Origin of the sequence: Actinacidiphila guanduensis (genome assembly GCF_900103985.1) — a bacterium.
Lineage (GTDB): Bacteria > Actinomycetota > Actinomycetes > Streptomycetales > Streptomycetaceae > Actinacidiphila > Actinacidiphila guanduensis.
In genome coordinates, this window is sequence record NZ_FNIE01000002.1 from 213,034 (window position 1) to 237,330 (window position 24,297).

19 protein-coding genes are annotated in these 24,297 nt (G+C 70.6%); 9 read left to right on the top strand and 10 right to left on the bottom strand.

From position 1 onward, the window contains the following. Positions 1 to 109: 109 nt before the first annotated feature. The 3 genes from BLR33_RS04220 to BLR33_RS04230 all read right to left on the bottom strand — a co-directional run bounded on the left by BLR33_RS04220 (position 110) and on the right by BLR33_RS04230 (position 3,285). Complete coding sequence (locus tag BLR33_RS04220; RefSeq protein WP_093782900.1) at positions 110 to 1,411, bottom strand: MFS transporter; 1,302 nt, start codon at positions 1,409 to 1,411, stop codon at positions 110 to 112. Between the two features lie 129 nt (positions 1,412 to 1,540). Beyond that, positions 1,541 to 2,623: an inositol-3-phosphate synthase gene (locus tag BLR33_RS04225; RefSeq protein ID WP_093782901.1), complete on the bottom strand. Its 1,083-nt coding sequence runs from the start codon at positions 2,621 to 2,623 to the stop codon at positions 1,541 to 1,543. A 71-nt stretch (positions 2,624 to 2,694) separates the two neighbouring features. Further along, positions 2,695 to 3,285 (bottom strand): PadR family transcriptional regulator, encoded by a 591-nt coding sequence (locus BLR33_RS04230; protein WP_093782902.1) that lies wholly within the window; start codon positions 3,283 to 3,285, stop codon positions 2,695 to 2,697. Between the two features lie 344 nt (positions 3,286 to 3,629). On the opposite strand from BLR33_RS04230, the gene BLR33_RS04240 reads away from it, so the two are divergent. Together BLR33_RS04240 and BLR33_RS04245 are read left to right on the top strand one after the other, a co-directional pair. After that, positions 3,630 to 6,374 carry a transglycosylase domain-containing protein gene (locus BLR33_RS04240; RefSeq protein ID WP_176930119.1) on the top strand — a complete coding sequence of 915 codons (2,745 nt, stop codon included), beginning with the start codon at positions 3,630 to 3,632 and terminating at the stop codon, positions 6,372 to 6,374. 155 nt (positions 6,375 to 6,529) lie between these two features. Continuing rightward, entirely contained in the window at positions 6,530 to 7,999 is a 1,470-nt protein-coding gene (locus BLR33_RS04245; RefSeq protein ID WP_093782904.1) for a glycosyltransferase family 87 protein, read from the top strand. A 191-nt stretch (positions 8,000 to 8,190) separates the two neighbouring features. Here BLR33_RS04245 and BLR33_RS04250 read toward each other — a convergent pair whose 3' ends face one another. The 3 genes from BLR33_RS04250 to BLR33_RS04260 all read right to left on the bottom strand — a co-directional run bounded on the left by BLR33_RS04250 (position 8,191) and on the right by BLR33_RS04260 (position 10,857). Further along, complete coding sequence (locus tag BLR33_RS04250) at positions 8,191 to 9,231, bottom strand: alanine racemase (RefSeq protein WP_093782905.1); 1,041 nt, start codon at positions 9,229 to 9,231, stop codon at positions 8,191 to 8,193. 63 nt (positions 9,232 to 9,294) lie between these two features. Next, positions 9,295 to 10,416: a lipid II:glycine glycyltransferase FemX gene (locus BLR33_RS04255; protein WP_093782906.1), complete on the bottom strand. Its 1,122-nt coding sequence runs from the start codon at positions 10,414 to 10,416 to the stop codon at positions 9,295 to 9,297. A 141-nt stretch (positions 10,417 to 10,557) separates the two neighbouring features. Further along, positions 10,558 to 10,857 (bottom strand): hypothetical protein, encoded by a 300-nt coding sequence (locus BLR33_RS04260; protein ID WP_093782907.1) that lies wholly within the window; start codon positions 10,855 to 10,857, stop codon positions 10,558 to 10,560. A gap of 256 nt (positions 10,858 to 11,113) precedes the next feature. Between BLR33_RS04260 and rpsF the strand changes: the two genes are divergently transcribed. From rpsF to rplI, 4 genes are all read left to right on the top strand, one after another. Further along, positions 11,114 to 11,404 (top strand): 30S ribosomal protein S6, encoded by a 291-nt coding sequence (rpsF, locus tag BLR33_RS04265; RefSeq protein ID WP_093782908.1) that lies wholly within the window; start codon positions 11,114 to 11,116, stop codon positions 11,402 to 11,404. 75 nt (positions 11,405 to 11,479) lie between these two features. After that, on the top strand, positions 11,480 to 12,061 hold the full coding sequence (locus tag BLR33_RS04270; RefSeq protein WP_093782909.1) for a single-stranded DNA-binding protein: 582 nt from the start codon (positions 11,480 to 11,482) through the stop codon (positions 12,059 to 12,061). A gap of 42 nt (positions 12,062 to 12,103) precedes the next feature. Then, positions 12,104 to 12,340, top strand: a complete 237-nt coding sequence (gene rpsR, locus BLR33_RS04275) for a 30S ribosomal protein S18 (protein WP_031512678.1) — start codon at positions 12,104 to 12,106, stop codon at positions 12,338 to 12,340. 17 nt (positions 12,341 to 12,357) lie between these two features. Then, entirely contained in the window at positions 12,358 to 12,807 is a 450-nt protein-coding gene (rplI, locus tag BLR33_RS04280) for a 50S ribosomal protein L9 (protein WP_093782910.1), read from the top strand. Between the two features lie 222 nt (positions 12,808 to 13,029). Here the strand turns inward: rplI and BLR33_RS04285 are convergent, their stop codons facing one another. After that, complete coding sequence (locus BLR33_RS04285; RefSeq protein WP_093783251.1) at positions 13,030 to 14,385, bottom strand: MATE family efflux transporter; 1,356 nt, start codon at positions 14,383 to 14,385, stop codon at positions 13,030 to 13,032. A 487-nt stretch (positions 14,386 to 14,872) separates the two neighbouring features. On the opposite strand from BLR33_RS04285, the gene dnaB reads away from it, so the two are divergent. Together dnaB and BLR33_RS04295 are read left to right on the top strand one after the other, a co-directional pair. Beyond that, positions 14,873 to 16,321 (top strand): replicative DNA helicase, encoded by a 1,449-nt coding sequence (gene dnaB / locus BLR33_RS04290; RefSeq protein ID WP_093782911.1) that lies wholly within the window; start codon positions 14,873 to 14,875, stop codon positions 16,319 to 16,321. Positions 16,322 to 16,643: 322 nt separating this feature from the next. Continuing rightward, the gene (locus tag BLR33_RS04295) at positions 16,644 to 17,633 is read left to right on the top strand and encodes a quinone oxidoreductase family protein (RefSeq protein WP_093782912.1); all 990 of its coding nucleotides are present in this window, start codon (positions 16,644 to 16,646) and stop codon (positions 17,631 to 17,633) included. Positions 17,634 to 17,790: 157 nt separating this feature from the next. Here the strand turns inward: BLR33_RS04295 and BLR33_RS04300 are convergent, their stop codons facing one another. The 3 genes from BLR33_RS04300 to BLR33_RS04310 all read right to left on the bottom strand — a co-directional run bounded on the left by BLR33_RS04300 (position 17,791) and on the right by BLR33_RS04310 (position 22,878). After that, positions 17,791 to 18,549: a nucleotidyltransferase domain-containing protein gene (locus tag BLR33_RS04300; protein ID WP_093782913.1), complete on the bottom strand. Its 759-nt coding sequence runs from the start codon at positions 18,547 to 18,549 to the stop codon at positions 17,791 to 17,793. A 125-nt stretch (positions 18,550 to 18,674) separates the two neighbouring features. Further along, the gene (locus tag BLR33_RS04305; RefSeq protein WP_093782914.1) at positions 18,675 to 21,977 is read right to left on the bottom strand and encodes a discoidin domain-containing protein; all 3,303 of its coding nucleotides are present in this window, start codon (positions 21,975 to 21,977) and stop codon (positions 18,675 to 18,677) included. Between the two features lie 268 nt (positions 21,978 to 22,245). After that, positions 22,246 to 22,878, bottom strand: coding sequence for a TetR/AcrR family transcriptional regulator (locus tag BLR33_RS04310; protein WP_093782915.1), 633 nt, complete (start codon positions 22,876 to 22,878; stop codon positions 22,246 to 22,248). A 23-nt stretch (positions 22,879 to 22,901) separates the two neighbouring features. On the opposite strand from BLR33_RS04310, the gene BLR33_RS04315 reads away from it, so the two are divergent. Beyond that, positions 22,902 to 23,966 (top strand): NAD-dependent epimerase/dehydratase family protein, encoded by a 1,065-nt coding sequence (locus BLR33_RS04315; RefSeq protein WP_245771149.1) that lies wholly within the window; start codon positions 22,902 to 22,904, stop codon positions 23,964 to 23,966. Positions 23,967 to 24,297 lie beyond the last annotated feature (331 nt).

Consider the following 24,297-nt stretch of genomic DNA (forward strand, 5'->3'; position numbering starts at 1 on the left):
GTTCGTTCCTGAAGCCGTCCGCGAAGCCGCCCGCCCGTGAAGCCGCCCGGTGCTGGAAGCGGTCCGTCCGGGCAACGGCCCGTCCGGGACGGTCACGCGCCCCCTGTGCTCAGCCCTCTTCGTGTTCCACGTGGAACATCGCCGGATGTTCCACGTGGAACATCGCGCCCGCCACCATCGCGTAGATGAGCGCGAGACTGACGACCAGCGAGGCCAAGCGCCCGTCCTGCGGCAGGATCAGCGCGGCCACGGCCGCCGCGCCCACGAACGAGACGTTGAAGAAGACGTCGTAGAGGGAGAAGACCCGGCCCCGGTAGGCGTCGTCCACCTGTGTCTGCACCACCGTGTCCGTGGCGATCTTCGCGCCCTGGACGGTGACGCCGAGGACGAAGGCCGCCAGCAGCATCGGCGCGGTCCGGAACGGCAGCGCCAAGGGCGGCAGCAGCACCGCGGAGGCCGCCGCGCAGCCGGTGATCCAGCCGGAGGTGCCGAATCGCCGGGTCGCCCATGGGGTCACGAGAGCGGCGACGAGGAAGCCCGCGGCCGACAGGCCCAGCGCCAGGCCGAGCAGCCGGAGCCCGGCGTCGGTGTCGTCCGGGTCGGACCAGGCGTAGCGGCAGAGCATCAGCAGGGTGACGGTCAGGGCTCCGTAGCAGAAGCGCATGGCCGTCATCGCGGACAGCGCCTGCCGGGCGGCGGGGCGCCGGGCGAGGTGGCCCAGCCCCTCGCCCAGGCCCCGGGCGGTGCCCGCGAGTTCGGTGCGTACGCGGGCGCGTCCAGGCAGCCGGTCCGGGCCGAGCAGGTCGCGGCCGAGGGTGAGCGCTGACAGGCCGGCGCACAGGTAGAGCGCCGCGCCCAGCAGCACTGTGGCGGCGTCGGCGCCCGCGCCCGAGGAGAGGAAGAGGTGCACGACGAAGGCGGCGCCCCCGCCCGCGGAGGCCGCCAGCGTGCCCGCGGTCGGCGACACGGAGTTCGCCGTCACCAGTTGCTCCTCGCCCACCACCCGGGGCAGCGCGGCCGACAGCCCGGCGAGGACGAAGCGGTTGACCCCGGTCACCGACAGGGCGGAGAGGTAGAAGAGCCAGTCCGGCACATGCAGCAGGATCAGTGCCGCGGTGCCGCAGGACAGGACCGCCCGCAGCAGGTTGCAGAAGAGCAGCACCTGGCGCCGCCGCCAGCGGTCGAGCAGCACACCGGTGAACGGGCCGAGCAGCGAGTACGGCAGCAGCAGGACGGCCATCGCCGAGGCGACCGCGCCGGCGGACGCCTGCTTCTCCGGGGAGAAGACGACGTAGGCGGCGAGCGCGACCTGGAAGACGCCGTCGGAGAGTTGGGAGAGCAGCCGCACCGCCAGCAGCCGCCGGAAGTCCGGCAGCCGCAGCAGCGTACGGAGGTCGCGCAGGAAACCCATGGTCATACCCTCACACGCCGCATGGGGCCCCGGGGATGCACCCCGGGGCCCCACATGGATGTGCCGGCGACGCGCCTTGCGCTGAGGGCCTCCCCGAGAGGTCCCAGTGGCGAGGGCGGCGCGGCGGACTCAGCGCTCGACGTCGCCGCGGATGAACTTCTCCACGTTCTCGCGCGCCTCGTCGTCGAAGTACTGCACCGGCGGGGACTTCATGAAGTAGGAGGACGCCGACAGGATCGGGCCGCCGATGCCGCGGTCCTTGGCGATCTTCGCGGCGCGCAGCGCGTCGATGATGACGCCGGCGGAGTTCGGGGAGTCCCAGACCTCGAGCTTGTACTCCAGGTTCAGCGGGACGTCGCCGAACGCGCGGCCCTCCAGGCGGACGTAGGCCCACTTGCGGTCGTCGAGCCACTGGACGTAGTCGGACGGGCCGATGTGGACGTTCTTCGCGCCCAGGTCGCGGTCCGGGATCTGCGAGGTGACGGCCTGCGTCTTGGAGATCTTCTTGGACTCCAGGCGCTCGCGCTCGAGCATGTTCTTGAAGTCCATGTTGCCGCCGACGTTCAGCTGCATGGTGCGCTCCAGGACCACACCGCGGTCCTCGAAGAGCTTGGCCAGCACGCGGTGCGTGATGGTGGCGCCGACCTGGGACTTGATGTCGTCGCCGACGATCGGGACGCCCGCCTCGGTGAACTTGTCCGCCCACTCCTTGGTGCCGGCGATGAAGACCGGCAGCGCGTTGACGAAGGCGACCTTGGCGTCGATGGCGCACTGCGCGTAGAACTTGGCGGCGTCCTCGGAGCCGACCGGCAGGTAGCAGACGAGGACGTCGACCTTGCGGTCCTTGAGGATCTGCACGACGTCGACCGGGGCCTCGTCGGACTCCTCGATGGTCTCGCGGTAGTACTTGCCGAGGCCGTCCAGGGTGTGGCCGCGCTGCACGGTGACACCGGTCTGCGGGACGTCCGCGATCTTGATGGTGTTGTTCTCGCTCGCCCCGATGGCGTCCGCGAGGTCGAGGCCGACCTTCTTCGCGTCCACATCGAACGCGGCGACGAACTCGACGTCGCGCACGTGGTAGTCGCCGAACTGCACGTGCATGAGACCAGGCACCTTGCTGTCCGGGTCGGCGTCCTTGTAGTACTCGACGCCCTGCACGAGCGACGTGGCGCAGTTGCCCACCCCGACGATGGCTACGCGAACCGAACCCATACCGGTTGCTCCTTGTGAAATCGTCACGCGGTTCCCCGATCGCCGGGTCGGCCGCCGTTCTCTTGGTTGTTTTAGTCGTCCCGCTCGCCGGCCCGGCGCTCGGTGCGCCCGGCCCGCTCGGTCTCGATCAGCTCGTTGAGCCACCGGACCTCGCGCTCGACCGACTCCATGCCGTGCCGCTGCAGCTCGAGGGTGTAGCCGTCGAGCCGGTCCCGGGTGCGCGCGAGCGAGGCGCGCATCCGCTCCAGACGCTCCTCCAGGCGGCTGCGCCGCCCTTCGAGGACACGCATCCGGACGTCCTTCGACGTCTGGCCGAAGAAGGCGAAGCGGGCGGCGAAGTGCTCGTCCTCCCAGGCGTCCGGCCCCGAGGCGGCGAGCAGCTCCTCGAAGTGCTCCTTGCCGGAGGCCGTCAGCCGGTAGACGATCTTCGCCCGCCGGCCGGCGAGGGCCGTGGCCGGCGGGTCTCCCTCCGGCACCGACTCCTCGACCAGCCACCCCTGGGCGACCAGCGTCTTCAGGCAGGGATAGAGACTGCCGTAGCTGAAGGCGCGGAACACCCCGAGCGAGGTGTTGAGCCGCTTGCGCAGCTCGTAGCCGTGCATCGGGGACTCACGCAGCAGGCCGAGGACAGCGAACTCGAGGATTCCGGATCGCTTGCTCAACCCCTCGTCCCCTCGTCTCGTGGTGTCTCGGCCTGATGTATCGAGTCGATACATCGTGACGATAGAACGGCCCGAGACATCAACGCAAGGTCGACCCCGGTGACCGGCGTCACATCCGCGAACCTGTGAACGGCCAACTGTCCGGTTTGCGATGGATGTTCGCGCGGATCGACTTTTGACCGTGCGTACTCTGTTCGCCATGCAGAGCACCGGGAACCCTGTGGCGCCAGGCGGCGTCATGATCCTTGGTGCGGTGCGGCCGAATCCGGCCGCGCGAAGGGGGACCCGACCGCAATGTCATCGATGCCTGCAGGCAGTCCCGCCTGTCGAGGAGTAGCTGTTCAATGAGCGAGCACCGTCGCAAGCCGCCGCAGTCGCCATCCGGCGGCCGTGCTGCCGCCCGACGCGGGGGACAGCCGCCGACGCCCCCTCCCTCCGGTGGTGGACGGCGCGCCGCCGGCCCGGCGAGCGGGGGGTCCTCCGCAGCAGGCCCCCGCTCGACGGGCTCCCGCTCCGGCGGGTACGCCGACGGCCCGCCGTCCGCCGCGTCCGGCGCCGGTACGGGCCCGGCCTCGGGCGACCAGCCCTACGAGGGCCGGGCCGCCGCCCGCCGCGCCGCCCAGGGCCGCGGCGGCGGCAGCCGCCGCAGGGCCGGCGCGGGCAGCGGGCCCGGCGGGACCGGCCCGGGCGGCCGCGGCCCCGGTCGCGGCCCCGGCAAGAAGCGGTTCATCGACTACCCGCGGTTCGGCAAGGAGGGCTGGCGCCGCTGGATGCCCTCCTGGCGCCAGGTGACCGCGGTGTTCGTCGGCTTCGTCGGCACCATCATCGGCGTGGCGGGCATCGCCTACGCCATGGTGGACATCCCCGACGTCAACAAGATCGCCACCGCGCAGAACAACGTCTACTACTGGGCGGACGGCACCCGGATGGTCGCGGCCGGCGGCAGCCAGGTGAACCGGCAGAACATCACCTACGACCAGATCCCCAAGGCGATGCGCTACGCGGTGATCTCGGCCGAGAACAAGACCTTCGAGACGGACAAGGGCGTCGACCCGATGGGTATCGCCCGCGCGCTGTACAACATGGCCCGCGGCGGCGAGACCCAGGGCGGCTCGACGATCACCCAGCAGTACGTGAAGAACTCCATGCTCGACCAGTCGCAGACGGTCAGCCGCAAGTTCAAGGAGCTCTTCATCTCGATCAAGGTCGGTGCGAAGGTCAGCAAGGACGACATCATCACCGGCTACCTGAACACCTCGTACTTCGGCCGCGGCGCCTACGGCATCCAGGCCGCCGCGCAGACGTACTACGGGGTCAACGCCGAGCAGCTCGACCCCAGCCAGTGCGCGGTGCTCGCGGCCCTGCTCAAGGGCCCGACGTACTACGACCCGAACGGCAACACCGGCATCGACCCGGCGGCGACCGCGGCGGCGAACACCGCCCGGGCGAAGTTCCGCTGGGCCTCGATCCTCGACAACGAGGTCAGGTTCGGCCACATGTCGGCGAGCGAGCGGGCGAAGTACACCAAGTTCCCGATGCCGCAGGGCCCCAAGGCGCAGGTCGGCATGACCGGGCAGATCAGCTACCTGGTGGCGACGGCCAACCAGTACGTCGAGCAGCACTCCAAACCGCAGATCACCGCCCAGGACCTGGACCGCGGCGGCTACCAGATCTACACGACGTTCAAGAAGAAGGACGTCGACGCCCTGAACCAGGCCGTCGACAAGGTCCGCAAGAAGAACATCAAACCCGGCGGCTCGCACCCCTACCTGGGCTCGGACCCCCAGTACAAGGGCACGGACGCGGATTCCAATGTGCAGTTCGGCGCCGCGTCGGTGGTGCCGGGCGACGGCGCGATCGTGGCCATCTACGGCGGCGCCGGCTACGAGCACAACGAGTTCAACAACAACGCCGACACCTCCGGTGTCCCGGTCGGATCGACGTTCAAGCCCTTCGTGCTCACCGCGGCCATGACGTACGGCACGAACCACAGCGGCGGCAAACCGATCACGCCGGACAGCAAGTACAACGCCGACGACGAGATCGTGATCAAGGACCACAACGGGCAGCCGGTCCTCGACAAGGACGGGCAGCCGTTCCGGCAGAAGAACGAGGACAACTCGATGCCCGGCTACCTCACCTTGAAGGTGGCCATGCAGAACTCGATCAACAGCCCGTTCGTCCAGCTCGGCGAGGACGTCGGCCTGGACAAGGTGAGGGCCACCGCGATCAAGGCCGGCCTGCTGAACAACGACAGCATGGCCTCGCTGGTGCCCTCGTTCTCCATCGGCACCTCGACACCGAGCGCGATCCGCATGGCCGACGCCTACGCCACCTTCGCCAAGTCCGGCGTCCAGGTCGACCCGTACTCCGTCACCCGGGTCCAGCACGACGGCAACGACGTGGCCGGCTTCCAGAAGCCCAAGCCGCACCAGGTCTTCGACCCGAACATCGCCAACACCGTGACCAACGTGCTGCAGAACGTGGTCCAGCACGGCACCGGTACGGTGGCGCTCGGCCTGCACCGCACCGCGGCCGGCAAGACGGGTACCACCGACAGCCCCGGCGGCACCCGGTCCGCCTGGTTCGACGGCTACACCCCGCAGCTGTCCACCACGGTCGTGATGTTCCGGCAGGACACCAAGAAGAAGGAGCTGCTGCCGATGTCCGGCACCGGCGGCAACTCCTCCGTGCACGGTGGTGACATCCCGGCGACGATCTGGACCGACTACATGAAGGTCGCGCTCGGCGGGATGCCCGACGCCGGCTTCCCGAAGGCGACGAAGATCGGCCCGCCGCAGAACGAGCCCGGCGCCCCGCTGCCGACGCCCACGATGACCGCGACGCCGACCGTCACCACGCCGCCGCCGAGCACGACGCCGCCGCCGGCCACCACCACGCCGCCGGCGACCACGCCGCCGGCCAGCCCGACCGACACCTACACCCCGCCGTGCGGCCTGTTCTGCTCCTCCAACGGCGGCGGGAACGGCGGCCCGACCTCCTCGCCGACCACCACCGCGCCCACTGGCACCAGCAACGGAGGGGGCACCGGCGGGAAGGGGCCGGGCGGCGGGGGCGGCACCCCGTAGCGTCCCCCCCCGCACGTTTATCCGACAGGCCCCGTGGCACAGCCCGCGGGGCCTGTCGCGTCGAAGGGGCGCCCGCGGCTCCCCGAGCGCCCCCGGCCCGGCCGACTGCGGCCCGGGGCTTAGGCCCGCACAGCCCCGTACGGCAGGATGGCGCCATGACGAGCGTTCGCCACCGCGAAGAGGACGACCGGCGGGACATCCCCGTGCGCCCCACGGACGACGATCCGCTGGCCGCGACGGGCAGCGAGTTCATCGGCGGCCCCGCCGGCCGGTGGGCGCGCTCCGGCCACCGCTGGTGGAACCCGCTGCGGGTGATGGTCCTGGTGGTCGTCGGCATGTTCGCCCTCGGCATGGTGCAGAAGGCGAGTTGCTACTCCACCGGCTGGTTCCAGGCCGGCGACGGGCAGTACATCCACGCCTGCTACTCCGACATCCCGCACCTGTACACCCAGCGCGGCTTCGCCGCCGACCTGGTGCCGTACTTCGACAAGATCCCCGTCTCGCTCAGCCAGAACGGCGACATCCACTACCTGGAGTACCCGGTGCTCACCGGGCTCTTCATGGAGGTCGCCTCCTGGCTCACCCCGGCCGGCACCGACCCGCACAGCGCCCAGGTGTACTGGCTGGTGAACGCCGGGATGCTGATGATCTGCGCGGTCGTGCTCGTGGTCTGCGTGGCCAGGACCAACCGGCGGCGCCCCTGGGACGGCCTGTTCGTCGCCCTGTCCCCCGCGCTGGCGCTGACCGCCACGATCAACTGGGACCTGTTCGCCGTCGCGCTGGCCGCCGCCGGCCTGATGCTCTGGTCGCGCGGCCGCCCGGGCTGGGCCGGCGTCCTGATCGGCCTGGCCACCGCCGCCAAGCTCTACCCGGTGCTGCTGCTCGGCGCGCTGTTCGTCCTGTGCCTGCGGGCCGGGCGGCTGCGGCAGTTCGGCGCGGCGCTGGGCGCGGCGGCCGGCGCCTGGTTCGTGGTGAACCTGCCGGTGATCGCCTTCGCCCCGCACGGCTGGGCGCAGTTCTATTCCTTCAGCCAGTCCCGCACCACGGACTACGGCTCGCTGTGGCTGATCATCAAGGAGCGCTCCGGCGACTCGCTGAGCGGGGTGAACGAGTACGGCACCGCGCTGATGCTGCTGCTGTGCGTCGGCATCGCCGCCCTCGCGCTGTACGCCCCGCGCCGGCCCCGGGTCGGCCAGATGGCCTTCCTCGTGGTGGCCGCGCTGCTGGTCAGCAACAAGGTCTACTCCCCGCAATACGTGCTCTGGTTGCTGCCGCTGGCCGTGCTCGCCCGGCCCCGCTGGCGCGACCTGCTGATCTGGCAGGCCGCCGAGGTGCTGTACTTCCTGGGCATCTGGTACCGGCTGGCCTACGTCACCGGCCCCAAGCACCACGGGCTGACCGCCGACGCCTATCACCTGGCGATCGGCATCCACCTGCTCGGCGTGCTCTACCTCTGCGCCCTGGTGGTGCGCGACATCCTGCTGCCGGACTACGACGTGCTGCGGCAGGACGGTGCCGACGACCCGGCCGGCGGCGTGCTCGACGGGGCCCGGGACGTCTTCACGCTGGGCGCCCCCGCGCACGAGCCGCGGCACGCGGGCAGCGGCGGCGAGCAGGGCCTCTGAACGGGCGCGCAGGGGCGCCCGGGAGGCCCGTACGAGCCCGTACGAGGCTCCGCAGGCGCCCGCGGAAGCCCATGGAGGCCCACTGAGGACCGCAGAACCGAGAAGGCGGCCACCCCTTGCCGGGGCGGCCGCCTTCTCGTCTCCGCGGGCGTACGGGCCTCCCGCGGGCGGACCCGCCGGCCCGGTCGGGCTCAGACCGACTGGCGGTCCACCACGCGGTCGAACTGCGTGGTGGTGTGCCGCAGGTGCGCGACCAGCTCGTCGCCCACCGCGGGCGGCGCAACGTCGCCCGGCAGGAAGAGGATCGAGACCTGCATGTGGGGCGGCTCGGCGAACCAGCGCTGCTTGCCCGCCCACACGAAGGGCGACAGGTTCCGGTTCACCGTGGCCAGGCCCGCCCGGGCCACGCCCTTGGCGCGCGGCATCAGTCCGTGCACCGCCTTGGGCGCCTCCAGGCCCACGCCGTGCGAGGTGCCGCCGGCCACGACCACCAGGTGCCCGTCGGCGGCCGCCTTCTCCTGCCGGTAGCCGTACCGCTCGCCCTTGGCGATGCGCGTGACGTCCAGCACCGCACCCCGGTACTCGGTGGCGTCGTGGTCGCCCAGCCACATCAGGGTGCCGATCCGGGCCCGGAACCGGGTCTGCGGGAACTGCTGCTGCAGCGCCGCCAGTTCGGTGGCCTTCAGATGGCTGACGAACATCGTGTGCAGCGGCAGCCGGGCCGCGCGCAGCCGCTCCATCCAGGTGAAGACCTCCTCCACCGCGTCGCTGCCGTCGGGCCGGTCCAGCGGCAGGTGGATGGCGAAGCCCTCCAGGCGGACGTCGTCGATCGCCGTGTGCAGTTTGACCAGGTCGTCCTCGGCGACACCGTGCCGGCGCATGGAGCTCATCACCTCGATGACCACCCGCGCGCCCACCAGGCCGCGCACGCCCTCCACCGAGGAGACCGAGCGGATCGCCCGGTCCGGCAGCGGCACCGGCTCCTCGCCGAGCCGGTAGGGGGTGAGCACGAGCAGGTCGCCGCCGAAGAAGTCCTTGATGCGGGCCGCCTCGTACGTCGTGCCGACCGCGAGCATGTCGGCGCGCAGCCGGGTCGCCTCGTCGGCGAGCCGTTCATGGCCGAAGCCGTAGCCGTTCCCCTTGCAGACCGGCACGATGCCGGGGAACTGGTCGACCACCGACTGCTGGTGGGCGCGCCAGCGGGCGGTGTCGACGTACAGGGTGAGCGCCATCGCCTGCTCAGGACCTTTCTGTTGGGGTACGCCCGGCTCCCGGCCGGGCGGAGCGCCGACCGGTCAGCGGCGGGACATGTAGAGGTCGAGTGCCTTGTGGAGCAGCTTGTTGAGCGGGAAGTCCCACTCGCCCAAGTATTCGGCAGCCTGGCCGCCCGTGCCCACCTTGAACTGGATCAGGCCGAACAGGTGGTCCTTCTCGTCCAGCGAGTCGCTGATGCCGCGCAGGTCGTAGACGCTGGCGCCCATGGCGTACGCGTCGCGCAGCATGCGCCACTGCATCGCGTTGGAGGGGCGCACCTCGCGCTTGTGGTTGGCCGAGGCGCCGTAGGAGTACCAGACGTGCCGGCCGACGGTGAGCATGGTGGCCGCGGCCACCGCCTCGCCCTCGTGCATCGCCAGGTACAGCCGCATCCGGTTGGGGTCCTCGCCGTTGAGCGCGGTCCACATCCGCTGGAAGTACGACAGCGGGCGGGGGCGGAAGTGGTCGCGCGCGGCCGTCACCTCGTACAGGTTCTGCCAGACCGGCAGGTCGTCGTAGCCGCCCTGGATCACCTGGACGCCGGCCTTCTCGGCCTTCTTGATGTTGCGGCGCCACAGCTGGTTGAAGTTCTTCAGGATGTCGTCCAGCGAGCGGTTCTCCAGCGGCACTTGGTAGACGTAGCGCGGCTGCACGTCGCCGAAGCCGGCGCCGCCGTCCTCGCCCTGCTGCCAGCCCATCCGGCGCAGCCGCTCGGCCACCTCGAAGGCGCGCGGCTCGATGAAGGTGGCCTCCACGTCCCGCAGCCGCGTGACGTCGGGGTTGGCGATGCCGGACTTGACCGCGGTGGCGTCCCAGCGGCGGATGATCACCGGCGGGCCCATCTTCACGGTGAACGCGCCCTGCTGCTTGAGATGCCTGAGCATCGGCTGCAGCCACTCGTCCAGGTTGGGCGCGTACCAGTTGATCACCGGACCCTCGGGCAGGTAGGCCAGGTACCGCTTCACCTTGGGGATCTGGCGGTAGAGCACCAGGCCGACGCCGACGATCCGGCCGGTGGACTCGTCGATCCAGCCCAGGTTCTCCGAGCGCCACTCGTTCTTCACATCAGCCCATGCCGGGACCTGGCAGTGGCTCGCCGACGGCAGGCTCTGGATGTACGCCAGATGCTGCTCGCGGGTGATGGTCCTCAGGGTCAGGCTCATGCGGGGCGCTCCCCATGCTCACGACTGCCGGGTTTTCTGGCCCGAAGCCTACTGCGAGGGGGGAGCGCCGCCGCTACTACCTGCGGTCCGGTGGCGCCCCCGGATGACGGTGCCGGGTACTGGGGCGGGTGCTGGGGCCGGTCAGGAGAAGCCGCCGTGCGCCATGCCGAGGTAGAAGCCGAGCGCGGCCATGCCCAGTCCGATGACGAAGGCGAACCGCTCGGCCGTGGTCGCCGACAGGTATTGGCCGAGGCCGCCGGTGATGATGCCCGCGAGCCCCGTCGCCGAGCTGGTCACGTGCAGGTGGTGGAAGCCGGCCGTGGCCACGGCGATCACGCCGAGCACCAGGGTGACGACGACCAGGGAGTTCTCCAGCGGATGGGGCCGGCCGTCGGTGTTGAAGGTGAGGTGGTGGGTACGTGCCGCTTGCTGTTGTGCCATGGGGCACCTCCGTGACGGAGACGTGGCGCCGAGTAGCGCCCCTTCACCCGATGTATCCAGATTGGCGGCATAAGCGGACGGATTTCAACCCGGGGGACGGAGCCGGGTAGGCTGTACGGTCTGCACCGGTCTTTCGCCGGGTGACGGCGGCGCCGAGGGCTCTGTCAGTGGCCCGCGCTACCGTTGCGACGCAAGTACGACCCTCCTGCCACGGAAACGCCGTGGCCGCCTGAGTCCAAAGGAGGTGGGTTCCCCTATGCGTCATTACGAGCTCATGCTCATCCTCGACCCCGATCTCGAGGAGCGCGCCGTCGCCCCGCTGATCGAGTCCTTCCTGTCCGTCGTCCGCAACGGCGGCGGCAGCGTGGAGAAGGTCGACACCTGGGGCCGTCGCCGTCTCGCCTACGAGATCAACAAGAAGCCCGAGGGCATCTACTCGGTCGTCGACCTCAAGGCCACGCCCGACGTCGTCAAGGAGCTGGACCGCCAGCTCAACCTGAACGAGTCGGTCATGCGGACCAAGGTCCTGCGTCCGGAACTCCACTAGCCGTACCGGTTCGCCGGGCCCGGACGTCCGAGCAGCGGCCAACAGCACTGCCCACAGCACTCGAGAGGTCATCCCATGGCAGGCGAGACCGTCATCACGGTCGTCGGCAATCTCGTCGACGACCCCGAGCTGCGCTTCACCCCTTCGGGTGCCGCGGTCGCGAAGTTCCGCGTCGCGTCCACCCCCCGCACCTTCGACCGGCAGACCAACGAGTGGAAGGACGGCGAGAGCCTCTTCCTCACCTGCTCGGTCTGGCGGCAGGCGGCGGAGAACGTCGCCGAGTCCCTCCAGCGGGGCATGCGGGTCATCGTGCAGGGCCGCCTGAAGCAGCGGTCCTACGAGGACCGCGACGGCGTCAAGCGCACGGTCTACGAGCTGGACGTCGACGAGGTCGGCGCCAGCCTGCGCAGCGCGACCGCCAAGGTCACCAAGACCAGCGGCGGTGGCGGGCGCGGCCAGCAGGGCGGCTACGGCGGTGGCAGCCAGGGCGGCGGCGGTGGCGGCGGCTGGGGTGGCCAGCAGGGCGGCGGCGGTGCTCCCGCCGACGACCCGTGGGCCACCAGCGCGCCGGCCGGCGGCGGCCAGGGCGGCGGAGGCGGCTGGGGCGGCGGCTCCGGCAACTCCGGCGGCGGCTACTCGGACGAGCCGCCCTTCTAAGGGCGACACCCTCACACTTCTTGATCGCATAGGAGAGACACCATGGCCAAGCCGCCCCCGCGGAAGCCGAAGAAGAAGGTCTGCGCCTTCTGCAAGGACAAGACCGTCTACGTGGACTACAAGGACACGAACATGCTGCGGAAGTTCATTTCCGACCGCGGCAAGATCCGTGCCCGCCGGGTCACCGGCAACTGCACGCAGCACCAGCGCGACGTCGCCACCGCGGTGAAGAACAGCCGCGAGATGGCGCTGCTGCCGTACACCTCGACGGCTCGCTAAGGAGAGGGTGACCGACCATGTCCAAGATCATCCTCACCAACGAGGTCAGTGGCCTCGGCGCTGCCGGCGACGTCGTGGACGTCAAGCCGGGTTACGCGCGCAACTACCTGATCCCGCGCGGCTTCGCCATCGCGTGGACCAAGGGTGGCGAGAAGGACGTCGAGCAGATCCGCCGCGCCCGCCGCATCCGCGAGATCCACTCGCTGGAGGACGCGAACGCCGTCAAGGCCCAGCTGCAGGCCGTCAAGGTCAAGCTGAGCACCCGCGCCGGCGGCACCGGCCGCCTCTTCGGCTCGATCACCCCGGCGGACATCGCCGCGGCGATCAAGGCCGCGGGCGGTCCGGTGGTCGACAAGCGCCGGGTCGAGGTCGCGGTGCCGATCAAGACGCTCGGCGCCCACAAGGTGTCGGTGCGGCTGCACCCCGAGGTCGAGGCCGTCCTCGACCTGGAGGTCGTGGCCGCGTAACGCGCCGCTTTTGTTCCACGTGGAACACGAAGGGCCGGATCCCCTGTGCAGGGCTCCGGCCCTTTTCGTGTGCGGGTTCATGCGGGGATTTCGTATGCGGGTTTCGTGTACGGGCCGGGCTCGTGGCGGCGGGGTGGGGTTCGGGCCTTCGGGATGTGGGGCCTCGCCGCTTGTGGCAACGCGCCTGCGGTCAGCGGGGTGGAGTGGGCAACGCGGACGCGGTCAGCGGGTCGCGCCCGTGACCACCCAGCGGCCCGAGCGGGAGCGCAGCACCAGGGCCACGAGCCGGGTGAGCATCATCAGGCCCATCGCCCACCACAGCGCGGTCAGCCCGCCGCCGAGCACGGGCACGCAGAAGGCCGCGGGGGCGAAGACGGCGAGGGTCACCAGCATCGACCAGGCGAGGTAGGGGCCGTCCCCGGCGCCCATGAGCACGCCGTCGAGCACGAAGACCACACCGCAGACCGGCTGGGCGAGGGCGACCACCAGCAGGGCGGCCGCCAGCGCGTGCCGTACGGCCGGGTCGTCGCTGAAGACGGGGCCGATCAGCGGCCGGGCGGCCACCACCAGCACCCCGAGCACGGCGCCGCAGGCCAGACCCCACTGGACCATGCGGGTGCAGGCGGCACGGGCCCCGGTGGGATCGCCGGCACCGAGGTAGCGGCCGATGATGGCCTGGCCGGCGATCGCTATCGCGTCCAGGGCGAAGGCGAGCAGCGACCAGACGGTGAGGGTGATCTGGTGGGCGGCGATCTCGGTGTCGCCGAGCCGGGCCGCCACGGCCGTGGCGATCATCAGCACCGCGCGCAGACTGATCGTCCGCACCAGCAGCGGCACGCCGGCCCGGGCGCAAGCGCGGATGCCGGCCGCGTCCGGGCGCAGCATCGCCCGCCACGTGTCCGGCGTACGGTGGCGGGCACCGCGGATCACCATGGTGAGGTAGGCCGCGGCCATGGCGTTCTGGGCGATCACCGTGCCCCAGGCGGAACCGGCGATGCCGAGGCCGGCGCCGTAAACGAGGGTCACGTTGAGGCCGGCGTTCGCGGTGAAGCCGGCGACGGCGACGTAGAGCGGGGTGCGGGTGTCCTGCAGGCCGCGCAGCACGCCGGTGGCGGCGAGCACGACGAGCATGGCGGGCATGCCGAGCGAGCTGATCCGCAGATAGCTCGCCGCGTACGGGGCCGCGGTGTGGGACGCGCCGAAGAGGTGGACGAGGCCGGGGGCGGTGGGCAGCACCACCGCGATCAGCAGGGCGCCGAGCAGCAGGGCGAGCCAGATGCCGTCCATGCCCTGGCGCAGGGCCGCGGGCAGGTCGCCGGCGCCGACCCGGCGGGCCACCGCGGCGGTGGTGGCGTAGGCGAGGAAGACGAAGATGTTGACGGCGGTGGTGAGCAGGGCGGCCGCCACGCCGAGCCCGGCGAGTTCGGCGGTGCCGAGATGGCCGACAACCGCGCTGTCGACCATCACGAAGAGGGGTTCGGCCACCAGGGCGCCGAAGGCGGGCAGTGCGAGGGCGAGGATCTCGCGGTCGTGGCGGCGGCGGACCGCCGCGGGAAGGCGGTCGGGCCGTTGCGGCAGGGGCGGACCGGCGACCGGCTTCACAGGGCTCACGGGGATACAGCGTAACCGTCCACAAGTAACAGGCAAATACCATCCTGGGTCATTACTTGCGACTGCGCAGCGTGATCTCCTCCGTGTCGTTTGTCATGATCTTGTATCGGGGGCGGAAGTTTTTCTCCTGCACAGGCTATGGACGAAGAAGCCGCAGCTCATGGGCGCTTTTCCGGTGGGCGGCGCGGCTTGTCCACAGGCCCGTCCCAAGGACTGTGCACAGGTTGGAGGCAGTTCTCCACAGGTATGTCGCCGCCGTCCACACCCCCTGTGGATAACCGGCTTGGTCCGCACCGCGCGGGGGCCTAGCGTGGAGCCCCCGACCCGCCCCGCGCGACCACCGGGAGCTTTGAGGACGAAGGGTGAAGTCGCCGCGGGACGGCGGCGGCGCCGTGAAAGAGTGGCACCCACGCGAGGTCCCGGCGGACCCGCCGGACGGGAGGAGGTGGCGGTAATGAGCCAACCCGAACCCGCCGACGACCGCTGGGGCGACCGCGCGACCGAGGAGCGCCCGGGGGTCAGCCCCTTCCGCAAGCGCGGCCCCGGCCAGGACGAGGGCCGCTTCGCCGAGAACGGCGGCTTCGAGCGGGTGCCGCCGCAGGACCTGGACGCCGAGCAGTCGGTGCTCGGCGGCATGCTCCTGTCCAAGGACGCGATCGCCGACGTCGTGGAGGTGCTCAAGGGCGCCGACTTCTACCGCCCGGCACACGAGACGATCTACAACGCGATCCTCGACCTGTACGCCCGCGGCGAGCCCGCCGACCCGATCACCACCGCCGCCGAACTCACCAAGCGCGGCGAGATCGCCCGCATCGGCGGCGCCCCTTACCTGCACACCCTCGTCAACGCGGTGCCCACGGCGGCGAACGCGGAGTTCTACGCCGAGATCGTGCACGAACGGGCCGTGCTGCGCCGCCTGGTGGAAGCCGGCACCCGCATCACCCAGATGGGGTACGCGGCAGACGGCGACGTGGACGAGATCGTCAACAACGCGCAGGCCGAGATCTACGCGGTCACCGAGCAGCGCACCTCGGAGGACTACCTCCCGCTCAGTGACATCATGGAGGGCGCGCTCGACGAGATCGAGGCGATCGGCTCGCGCAGCGGCCAGATGTCCGGCGTCCCCACCGGCTTCACCGACCTGGACTCCCTCACCAACGGCCTCCACCCCGGCCAGATGATCGTCATCGCGGCCCGTCCGGCGATGGGCAAGTCCACGCTCGCGCTGGACTTCGCGCGGACGTGCTCGATCGCGAACAAGATGCCGAGCGTCATCTTCTCGCTGGAGATGGGGCGCAACGAGATCGCGATGCGGCTGCTGTCGGCGGAGGCGCGGGTGGCGCTGCACCACATGCGTTCGGGCACGATGACGGACGACGACTGGACGAAGGTGGCCCGGCGGATGTCGGACGTCACCGAGGCGCCGCTCTACATCGACGACTCGCCGAACCTGTCGATGATGGAGATCCGGGCCAAGTGCCGCCGGCTCAAGCAGCGCAACGACCTGCGGCTGGTGGTCATCGACTACCTCCAGCTGATGCAGTCCGGCGGCTCGCGCCGCCCCGAGAGCCGCCAGCAGGAGGTCTCGGACATGTCCCGCAACCTCAAGCTCCTCGCCAAGGAGCTGGAGGTCCCGGTGATCGCCCTCTCCCAGCTCAACCGCGGCCCCGAGCAGCGCACCGACAAGAAGCCGATGGTCTCCGACCTGCGCGAGTCGGGCTCCATCGAGCAGGACGCCGACATGGTGATCCTCCTCCACCGCGAGGACGCCTACGAGAAGGAGTCCCCCCGCGCGGGCGAGGCCGACCTGATCGTCGCCAAACACCGCAACGGCCCCACCGCCACGATCACGGTCGCCTTCCAGGGCCACTACTCCCGCTTCGTCGACATGGCCCAGACGTGAGCCGGCCTGTCGGTTCCGCGTCTGAGTGACCCTTTCCGCGTCGCTGTGTCCTCATCGCGGCGCCGGCCGCCGACGCTCAACGGATTCCTCGCAGGAACCGGCCTCACCCTCGGAGGACCGAACCGGGTTCACGACACGGAAGTCGGCCGGTCGGGCCAGAAGACCAGTGGGCCGTTGGCCACCTGAGGCGTAGGGCGAAGTCGACTTGGGGGCGGAGTCCACCCGGCCACTTGAGGAACAGAATCAAAATGGTTACGCTTCTTTCAGGCTATGAGCCATCGGTCACCCGGCCGATCGGTGAGGTCGAGGTGAGGAGCGGGCCATGCGCGCGATCGAATACGACCGGTTCGGCGGCTATGACGTACTGGAGCTGCGCGAGAGGCCCCGGCCGGTGCCCACCGAGGGGCAGGTGCTCGTCAGGATGTCGGTGGCCGGGGTCAACCCGCTGGACGAGACCGTGCGTTCGGGAAAGCTCGCACCCGCCCTGCACAAGCCGCTGCCGATCCGGCCGGGTGGCTTCGGTGTGGGGCGGGTCGAGGAGCCCGGCGCCTCGGGGCTGGCCGCAGGTGACCGTGTCGTGCTGAGCGGAGGACGGTACGGGGTGAGCACCGACGGTTCGTGGGCCGAGTACATCGCGGTCGACGCGGCCCATCTGCTGCCGATCCCGGACGGCGTCGACGACGAGACCGCCGCCGCGCTGACCACCGGCGCCGGTTACCTGACCGCTTACCTGGCGCTGAAGGAGCTGGCGGGTTTCCGCAGCGGCCGGAGCGTACTGGCGCCGGGCGTCGGCGGTGCGGTCGGCCAGGGCGGCGTGGAGGTCGCCCGTGTCCTGGGCGCGTCGCAGGCCATCACCACGGCCACCACCGCCGAGAAGGCGGAACTGGGCCGGACCGCAGGGTATGAGGTCATCGACCTCACGCAGGAGTCGCTGCGTGAAGGGGTGGCGCGGCTGACCGACGGCAACGGCGTGGACATCGTGCTGGACGGCATCGGGGGTTCGGTCACCGGGGAGGCACTCGGCTCGTTGGCCGTGGACGGCACCCTCGTCAGCATCGGCTACGCGGCTGGAGTGCGTGCCGAGATCAACGTGACCGACCTGATTTGGAAGAACGCCCACATCCACGGATTCAGGTTCGCCCTGTTCACCCCCGAGCAGGTCAACGCCGCCAACGCGGCCCTGCTCGACCTGGTCGCACAGGGTGAGCTCCACCCGAAGGTGGCGCAGGTCTTCCCGCTGGAGAAGGCTTTCGAGGCGCAGCGCCTGCTGGCCGAGGGCGGCCCCTTCGGCCGCGTCCTGCTCGCTCTGTGACCCAGCGCGCCGCCGCGGGCCGACACGGCGGGCGCCAGAGCGCCAAGGGGGGCCTGACGGGCACGTCGGCAGCGTGACCCTCGCGGCAGGCGGCGGGCTCGGCGGGGTGCTGCCGGGAGGCGGGAGTGGGCGGTGGCGGATCGGTGCCGCGTCTGCGTCAGGAGGGGGCGGACAGCGTGGACTTCAGGGTGCGGCGGAGGTAGCGGCGGGTGGTGTGGGCGCGGTGGAGGCGGGCGGGGAGGGTGAGGGGGAGAGGGGTGGCGTAGCGGCGGGCGCGGATGTCGGCGACGACGGAAGGCGGCGCGTTCATCGCGGTCAGGGTGTCCAGCGCCTGGCCCTTGGTCAGGAGCCGGCCGTCCGCGAGGGTCACCGTGGCCCGGGCGAGGGTGAGCATGCCGAGGTCGACCCAGACGTCCTGCAGCCAGCGCAGCGGGGCCGCCGTCGCCGGCAGCCAGAAGTCCCGCAGGTCCGCCCGTACGAAGGCGGCCAGTTCGGCGTCGCTCACCGGCGGCAGCAGCCTGCCCGGCGGCGGGCCGAGCAGGACCAGGCCGCCGCTGTGCAGCTCCCGCCGCGTCACCTCCGTCACCGGCCGGGCGAACAGCCGGCGGTGCGCCCACGTCACATGCCGCGCCCGGGTGTCGGCGAGCGCGTCGCGGGCCAGGTACGAGCAGTGCAGCTTCTCCGCCGGCGGGAAGCGCGCCTCAAGCGATCGGTGCAGGTGCGTGAGGGCGTCCTGCTGGGCATCGTCCGCAGCGGCGCCGACGACCGCGATGAGGTCGAGATCGCTGATACCGGGCCGGAAGTCGCCGAGGGCGAGCGAGCCGTGCGCCCAGACCGCGACCGGGGAGACGACGTCCGCCAACCTGCCGGTGAACTCCGCCAGTAGCGGCGCCACCGCCTCGTGCACCTCGCGCATACCCACGATGCTGTCATTCCGCTCGCCCGGAGGAAACGCCTCCGCACCGCGGGTGCGGCACCGAAAAGGGGCCGTCCCCGGAACCGGAGCTCCGGGGACGCCCATGCACCACCAGGCGGGAGCCGTCAGATGGCCGTCCAGACGAACGTCACCGAGCCCTGCGAGCCCGCCGTGTTCCGGCCGGTGACCGTCACCGTCCAGGTGCCCGCCTTGCTCGCCGCGCCGGTGAAGGTGCCGTCTGCCGCCAGGGAGATCCCCGGCGGCAGCCCCGTCGCGGTGTAGGTGGCGCCCGACGTCCTGCCGTCCAGCGCCCAGTCCACCTTCTTGTGCACCGGGCTGCTCATCCCGTGCGGGTTGCTCAGGGTGAGCGGCGCCGCGGCCGTCCCGGTGCCCGCCGCGGCCGCCTTCGGGGCGATCGAGGCGGCCAGGTTGCCGTTGACGGTCGTCGGCACAGTGACGGTGCCGGTCAGCGGCAGGTTCCGCGAGGAGTCGCCGACCAGGATCTGGTAGGTGCCGGCCGCGGTGGTCCAGTTGCTGCTCGAGGTGTTCCAGTAGGCCAGGTCGTGCGTGCTGACGGTGAAGGTGACCGTCTGCGACTGGCCCGGGTTGAGCGTGACGCGCTGGAAGCCGCGCAGCTGGTGCACCGGCTCACCGGTGGACGCCGGATCGCCGACATAGAGCTGCACCACGTCCGTGCCGGCCCGCGACCCGGTGTTGGTGACCGTGGCGTGCACGGTCGCGTTCCCCCCGGACAGCGCCCCCACCTGCAGGTTGGAGAAGCCGTACGAGGTGTAGGACAGGCCGTACCCGAACGGGTAGAGCGGTGTGATGTTCTTCGCGTCGTACCAGCGGTACCCGACGTCCAGGCCCTCGCTGTACTGCACCTGCCCATTGGTGCCCGGCCACTGCGCCGCGGTGTTCGCGGGCACGTCGGCGAGCGACTTGGGGAAGGTGACCGGCAGCTTGCCGGAGGGGTTCACGTCACCGAAGAGCAGCGAGGCGATGGCCGTGCCGTACTCCTGGCCGGGGTAGAACGCCTCGAAGACGCCCGCCACCTGGTTGAGCCACGGCATGTTGATCGCCGAGTTGTTGTTGAGCACCACGATGGTGTGCGGGTTCGCCGCCGCCACCTGGGCGATCATGTCGTTGTCGGCCACCGAGCTGCCGCCGTTGTTCGGCAGGTCGAGCGTGGTGGTGTCGTGCTCCTCGTTGCCGTAGTTGTCGGAGGCGAAGACGATCGCGACATCGGAGGTGCGGGCGAGCGTGACCGCGGAGTTGAGGTCGGTCGCGTCGTTGTAGGTCACCGTGGTGCCGGTGCCCGCGGTCCGGTTCTGGATGCCGGTGATCGGCCAGACCGTGCCGGAACTCGTGGTGGTGGCGCTGCCGCCGCCGATGGTCTGCACACCGGCCCCGCCGTCCCAGCCGATCACCGCGATGGACTTGGTGGTGGAGGTGGACAGCGGCAGGATGCCGTTGTTCTTCAGCAGCACCGTGCCCTCCTCGGCACCCTGGAGCGCGACCTGCTGGTGCGCCGCGGTGGTGACGGTGGCGTCCCGGTTGCCGCTGGGCGCTTTGTCGAACAGGCCGAAGGCGAAGTACTGCGTGAGCAGCCGGCTGACCATCGTGTCCAGGGTGGCCTGGCTGACGGTGCCGTTGGCCACGGCCTGGGCGAGGAAGTCGGCGTAGAAGTACCCGTTGGGCATCTCCACCGTCAGGCCCGCGTTCGCGGAGTCCTGCGTGGAGTGCGTGCCGCCCCAGTCGCTGGTGATGAAGCCGCCGAAGTTCGCCTGCTGGTACAGCCCGACGTTCATCAGCGCCGGGTTCTGGCAGGCGGGCACGTTGTTGACGACGCTGTACGCGCACATCGCCGCCGCCGGCGAGCCCTGCTCCACGGCCGCCTGGAACGCCGGCAGGTACAGCTCCTGCAGCGTGCGGTTGTCGACGATGACCGTGCCGGCCGGGTTCTCGATGTTGTAGACGGCCACGTGCTTCATCTCGGCCATCACGCCCTGGCTCTGGATGCCCCGGATGTCGGCGGCGGCCATCTTCCCGTTGAGGTACGGGTCCTCGCCGAACGTCTCGAACGCCCGGCCCCAGCGCGGGTCGCGGACGATGTTCAGCGTCGGGCCGAGCGCCACCTGCGCGCCCTTGCCGGCGAACTCGGCGCCGATCGCGGCGCCGTACTGCTGCTCCAGCGCCTCGTCCCAGGTGGCCGCCGAGGCGTTCGCGGACGGCATCTGGGTGACGCCGCCGAGTCCGTCGCCCACGCCGTGCGGGCCGTCCTGGAGCCCGAGCGCCGGGATGCACAGCGACGGGATGCCGTTGATGTTGCCGATGTACGGCGAGGAGGCGTTGTTGCCGTGCAGGATCGAGACCTTCTCGGCGTTGGTCATCTGGGCCATGACCTGCGAGACACGGGTCGCGACCGGAGCGGTGGAACCGACCCACGGGCAGTCGCCGTTGCCGCCGCCGGGCGGGGTGCCGGTGCCGCCGGGGGTCAGGACGGTGAACTCCCAGAGGGAGTAGCCCCACTGGGTGGCCCGCTGGGTGCCGTACATGCGGATGTAGCGGCCGGTGGCGGTGAAGCTGAGGTTCTCCGTGCCGCCGGCGCCGCTGGTCGTGGAGTACACCGTGTTCCACGTGGAACCGTTGTCCGAGACCTGGATCTGGTACGCCTTCGCGTACGCGGTCTCCCAGGTCAGCTGGGCGCCGCAGATGCTCTGCGAGCTGCCGAGGTCGACCTGGATCCACTGCGGATCGGAGGCCGCGCTCGACCAGCGGGTGCCGGCGTTGCCGTCGAAGGCGGCCGAGGCGGGGGTGCCGTCGTTCTCGACCGAGGACGCGGTGGCCGGCTTGCCCAGGGCGGCGGTGGTGGTGCCGCATGTTGCGGGCGGGGTGCCGCCACCGGAGCCGCCGTAGACCTGGAACTCCCACAGGGAGTAGCCCCATTGGGTGCCGCGCTGGGTGCCGTACATCCGCACGTAGCGACCCGAGCCGGTGACGTTCAGGGTCTGGGTGCCGCCGGTGCCGGTGGTGGTGGAGTAGATGTCGGTCCAGCTTGCGGCGTCGTTCGAGGTCTGGATCTTGAACGCCTTGCCGTAGGCCGTCTCCCAGTTGAGGACGACCTGGGTGATCGGCTGCACGGAGCCGAGGTCGACCTGGAGCCACTGGGGGTCGGCGGCGGCGCTCGACCAGCGGGTGCCGGTGTCGCCGTCCACGGCCGCGTTCGCGGTGAAGGCGTCCTGGACCGAGGAGGCGGTGGCCGGCTTGCCCTGGGAGAGCAGCTGCGGGGTGGCCGCGTGGGAGGAGGTCGGGACGAGGGAGAGGTACGCCGAGGCGATGAGCACCAGGGCGAGCAGCAGGACGGCCTGCGGTGATCGTCGGAAACGTTTACGGCTGACGGAGAGCCCTTGTGGGGTGACCCTCATGTGAGTGCTCCTGTGTGTCGGGGTGCGGCTCGCTGTTGGGGGGACCGACAGTGGTGCGGGTGCGGGTGCGGGTGCGGGTGCGGGTGCGGGTGCGGGTGCGGGTGCGCTGCTGAGAGCGCTCTCTGATCGTCGTGATAGTCACGCCCGCCCGAGGGGGTGTCAACCTTTCCGACAAAGGCCGATCGGCGAAACCGCTTGCCTTGACCGGCAGTTGGTGTGGGAGCGCTCCGAGGGCCGGGGCGAGCCGGGCCGGGGCGCCCCCACCCTCCTACGGAAGGCTCGTCCGCGGAGGGCCGGACACGTCGAGAAGCGCGAGCATGGCGGGAAGCAGGTCGCTGTTCAGCGGATCGGGGTTGCTGCTGTCGATGGCACCTTCCAACGCGAGGGTCGTGTACCCGTGCACGAGAGACCAGACCGCGTAGCTCGGCAGCAGTGCGGGGTCGGTGTCGGAAGCCGCGGGTTCGGCGTCCTCGCCGCGCAGGCTGCGATCCAGAGCGCGGAGGGCGCGGTGCTTCTGTTCGGCCAGTTCGGGTGCGGTGAAGTCGAACTGGGTCATCCGCCACATCAGGTCGAACAGGGCACGGTTCTCACCTGCGAAGGCGACGTACTCCGCGGCAATGCGCGTGACACGCCCTCGCGCATCGAGCCCAGCGAGTTCGAGTGATTCGAGCCGATCGCAGAGTTGCCGGTAGGCGCGGGTCGCGAGCGCACCGAGGAGCCCGCGCGCGTCACCGAAGTGATGCTTGGGAGCAGACTGCGACACCCCCACCCGTCGCGCGGCTTCGCGCATGCTGAACCCGGCGACACCTTTCTCGGTCAGCACGACGAGCGCGCTGTCGAGCAGCGCGGCGCGCAGGTTGCCGTGATGGTACTGATCCCCGGTGAGTGGTTCCTTGCCCATCCCCTCATCTTGACAGTGAGCAGATGATTCGTAAACTGCTCGCTGTCAAGATGATGGATGGAGTGGCTATGTCGGACATGGTGCTGGTCACGGGCATCTCGGGGTTCATCGGTGGTCACACCGCGGCCGAGCTGTTGCGGCGCGGATACGCGGTACGTGGCTCGGTGAGGTCGCCCTCTCGTAGCGGCGAGGTGCATGCGGCGATGGCGGCAGCCGGCGTCGACACCGCAGAGTTCGAGATCTGCCGGCTCGACTTGTTGTCGGATCAGGGGTGGGCGGAAGCGGTCGACGGATGCCGATACGTATTGCATGTGGCCTCCCCGTTCGTGCTGGCAAAACCGAAAGACCCGGACGAGCTGATCCGTCCCGCCGTCGAGGGGGCAATCCGAGCGGTCGGGGCGGCACTGGATGCGGGCGTGGAGCGAGTGGTCATGACCTCGGCGTTGGCGACGATGCAGTTCGCCCGCGCACCCAGAGGGCACGTCTACACCGATGCCGACTGGACCGACCCGGACGACCCGCGCCTCAACGCGTACACCGTCTCGAAGGTCAAGGCCGAGCGGGCCGCGCGGGAGCTTGTCCAGCAACGTGGAGTCCCGGACTGGCTCGCAGTCATCAACCCGGGCGCGGTGATCGGGCCACTCCTGACGAACGATCCTGGGACCTCGGTCACCGCGATCCAGCAGATCATGTCCGGGGCGCTTCCGATGATTCCCGACCTTCGGCTTCCGTGGGTCGATGTGCGGGACGTCGCCGACGCCCACATCGCCGCAATGACCTTCGCGAGTGCCGCCGGTCGCCGCACGATCGTCGCCACCGACCCGATGTCGCTCATCGAGGTCGCCGGAGTCATCCGCGAACGCCTTCCCGAAGTGAGCCGGAAGGTGCCCGCACGGGCGATGCCGACCTGGTTCACCAGGCTCGCCAGCGTGTTCGAGCCCCAACTGCGCGACAACCGATGGCTGATCGGCCAGAAACAGCGCTTCGACCGCACCACCGCCGAGACCCTCCTCGGACACCCCTTGCGACCGATCCCCGACGCGATCGAGCGGACCGGGCGCAGCCTGGCCGAACGCCGGCTCATCTGAACTCCGGGACGTGACTGCGCCCCTGCGCCCCGTGCCACCTACCGCCCCGCTGAGGGAGCGACCGGTTCTCCGCCTGTGTCCGGCCGGCTGACCACCGAGTCCATCGACGGGCGGCTCGAACACCTCCGCGGCTCGGCGCTCGGGTTCCGAAACCTGACCGGCTGCATCGCCCGGTCAATACTCGAGGCCGGCGGTTTCAGACCACTCCTGCACCTCTGACTGCGAAGAGCGCCGTAACCCCCGTCCGGCGGCCCGGCGGACCCCGGCGGGGTACGGTCGAGGCGCATGTCGATCAGGTGCCGTGCCCGGTGGACGGGACGGCGGAAGGGCA

Excerpts from the sequence above, each read along its gene's own strand:
- BLR33_RS04220 (WP_093782900.1), bottom strand. The coding sequence starts at position 1,411 with ATGGGTTTCCTGCGCGACCTCCGTACGCTGCTGCGGCTGCCGGACTTC.
- BLR33_RS04225 (WP_093782901.1), bottom strand. The coding sequence starts at position 2,623 with ATGGGTTCGGTTCGCGTAGCCATCGTCGGGGTGGGCAACTGCGCCACG.
- BLR33_RS04240 (WP_176930119.1), top strand. The coding sequence starts at position 3,630 with ATGAGCGAGCACCGTCGCAAGCCGCCGCAGTCGCCATCCGGCGGCCGT.
- BLR33_RS04245 (WP_093782904.1), top strand. The coding sequence starts at position 6,530 with ATGACGAGCGTTCGCCACCGCGAAGAGGACGACCGGCGGGACATCCCC.
- BLR33_RS04250 (WP_093782905.1), bottom strand. The coding sequence starts at position 9,231 with ATGGCGCTCACCCTGTACGTCGACACCGCCCGCTGGCGCGCCCACCAG.
- BLR33_RS04255 (WP_093782906.1), bottom strand. The coding sequence starts at position 10,416 with ATGAGCCTGACCCTGAGGACCATCACCCGCGAGCAGCATCTGGCGTAC.
- BLR33_RS04260 (WP_093782907.1), bottom strand. The coding sequence starts at position 10,857 with ATGGCACAACAGCAAGCGGCACGTACCCACCACCTCACCTTCAACACC.
- rpsF (WP_093782908.1), top strand. The coding sequence starts at position 11,114 with ATGCGTCATTACGAGCTCATGCTCATCCTCGACCCCGATCTCGAGGAG.
- BLR33_RS04270 (WP_093782909.1), top strand. The coding sequence starts at position 11,480 with ATGGCAGGCGAGACCGTCATCACGGTCGTCGGCAATCTCGTCGACGAC.
- rpsR (WP_031512678.1), top strand. The coding sequence starts at position 12,104 with ATGGCCAAGCCGCCCCCGCGGAAGCCGAAGAAGAAGGTCTGCGCCTTC.
- rplI (WP_093782910.1), top strand. The coding sequence starts at position 12,358 with ATGTCCAAGATCATCCTCACCAACGAGGTCAGTGGCCTCGGCGCTGCC.
- dnaB (WP_093782911.1), top strand. The coding sequence starts at position 14,873 with ATGAGCCAACCCGAACCCGCCGACGACCGCTGGGGCGACCGCGCGACC.
- BLR33_RS04295 (WP_093782912.1), top strand. The coding sequence starts at position 16,644 with ATGCGCGCGATCGAATACGACCGGTTCGGCGGCTATGACGTACTGGAG.
- BLR33_RS04300 (WP_093782913.1), bottom strand. The coding sequence starts at position 18,549 with ATGCGCGAGGTGCACGAGGCGGTGGCGCCGCTACTGGCGGAGTTCACC.
- BLR33_RS04305 (WP_093782914.1), bottom strand. The coding sequence starts at position 21,977 with ATGAGGGTCACCCCACAAGGGCTCTCCGTCAGCCGTAAACGTTTCCGA.
- BLR33_RS04310 (WP_093782915.1), bottom strand. The coding sequence starts at position 22,878 with ATGGGCAAGGAACCACTCACCGGGGATCAGTACCATCACGGCAACCTG.
- BLR33_RS04315 (WP_245771149.1), top strand. The coding sequence starts at position 22,902 with ATGATTCGTAAACTGCTCGCTGTCAAGATGATGGATGGAGTGGCTATG.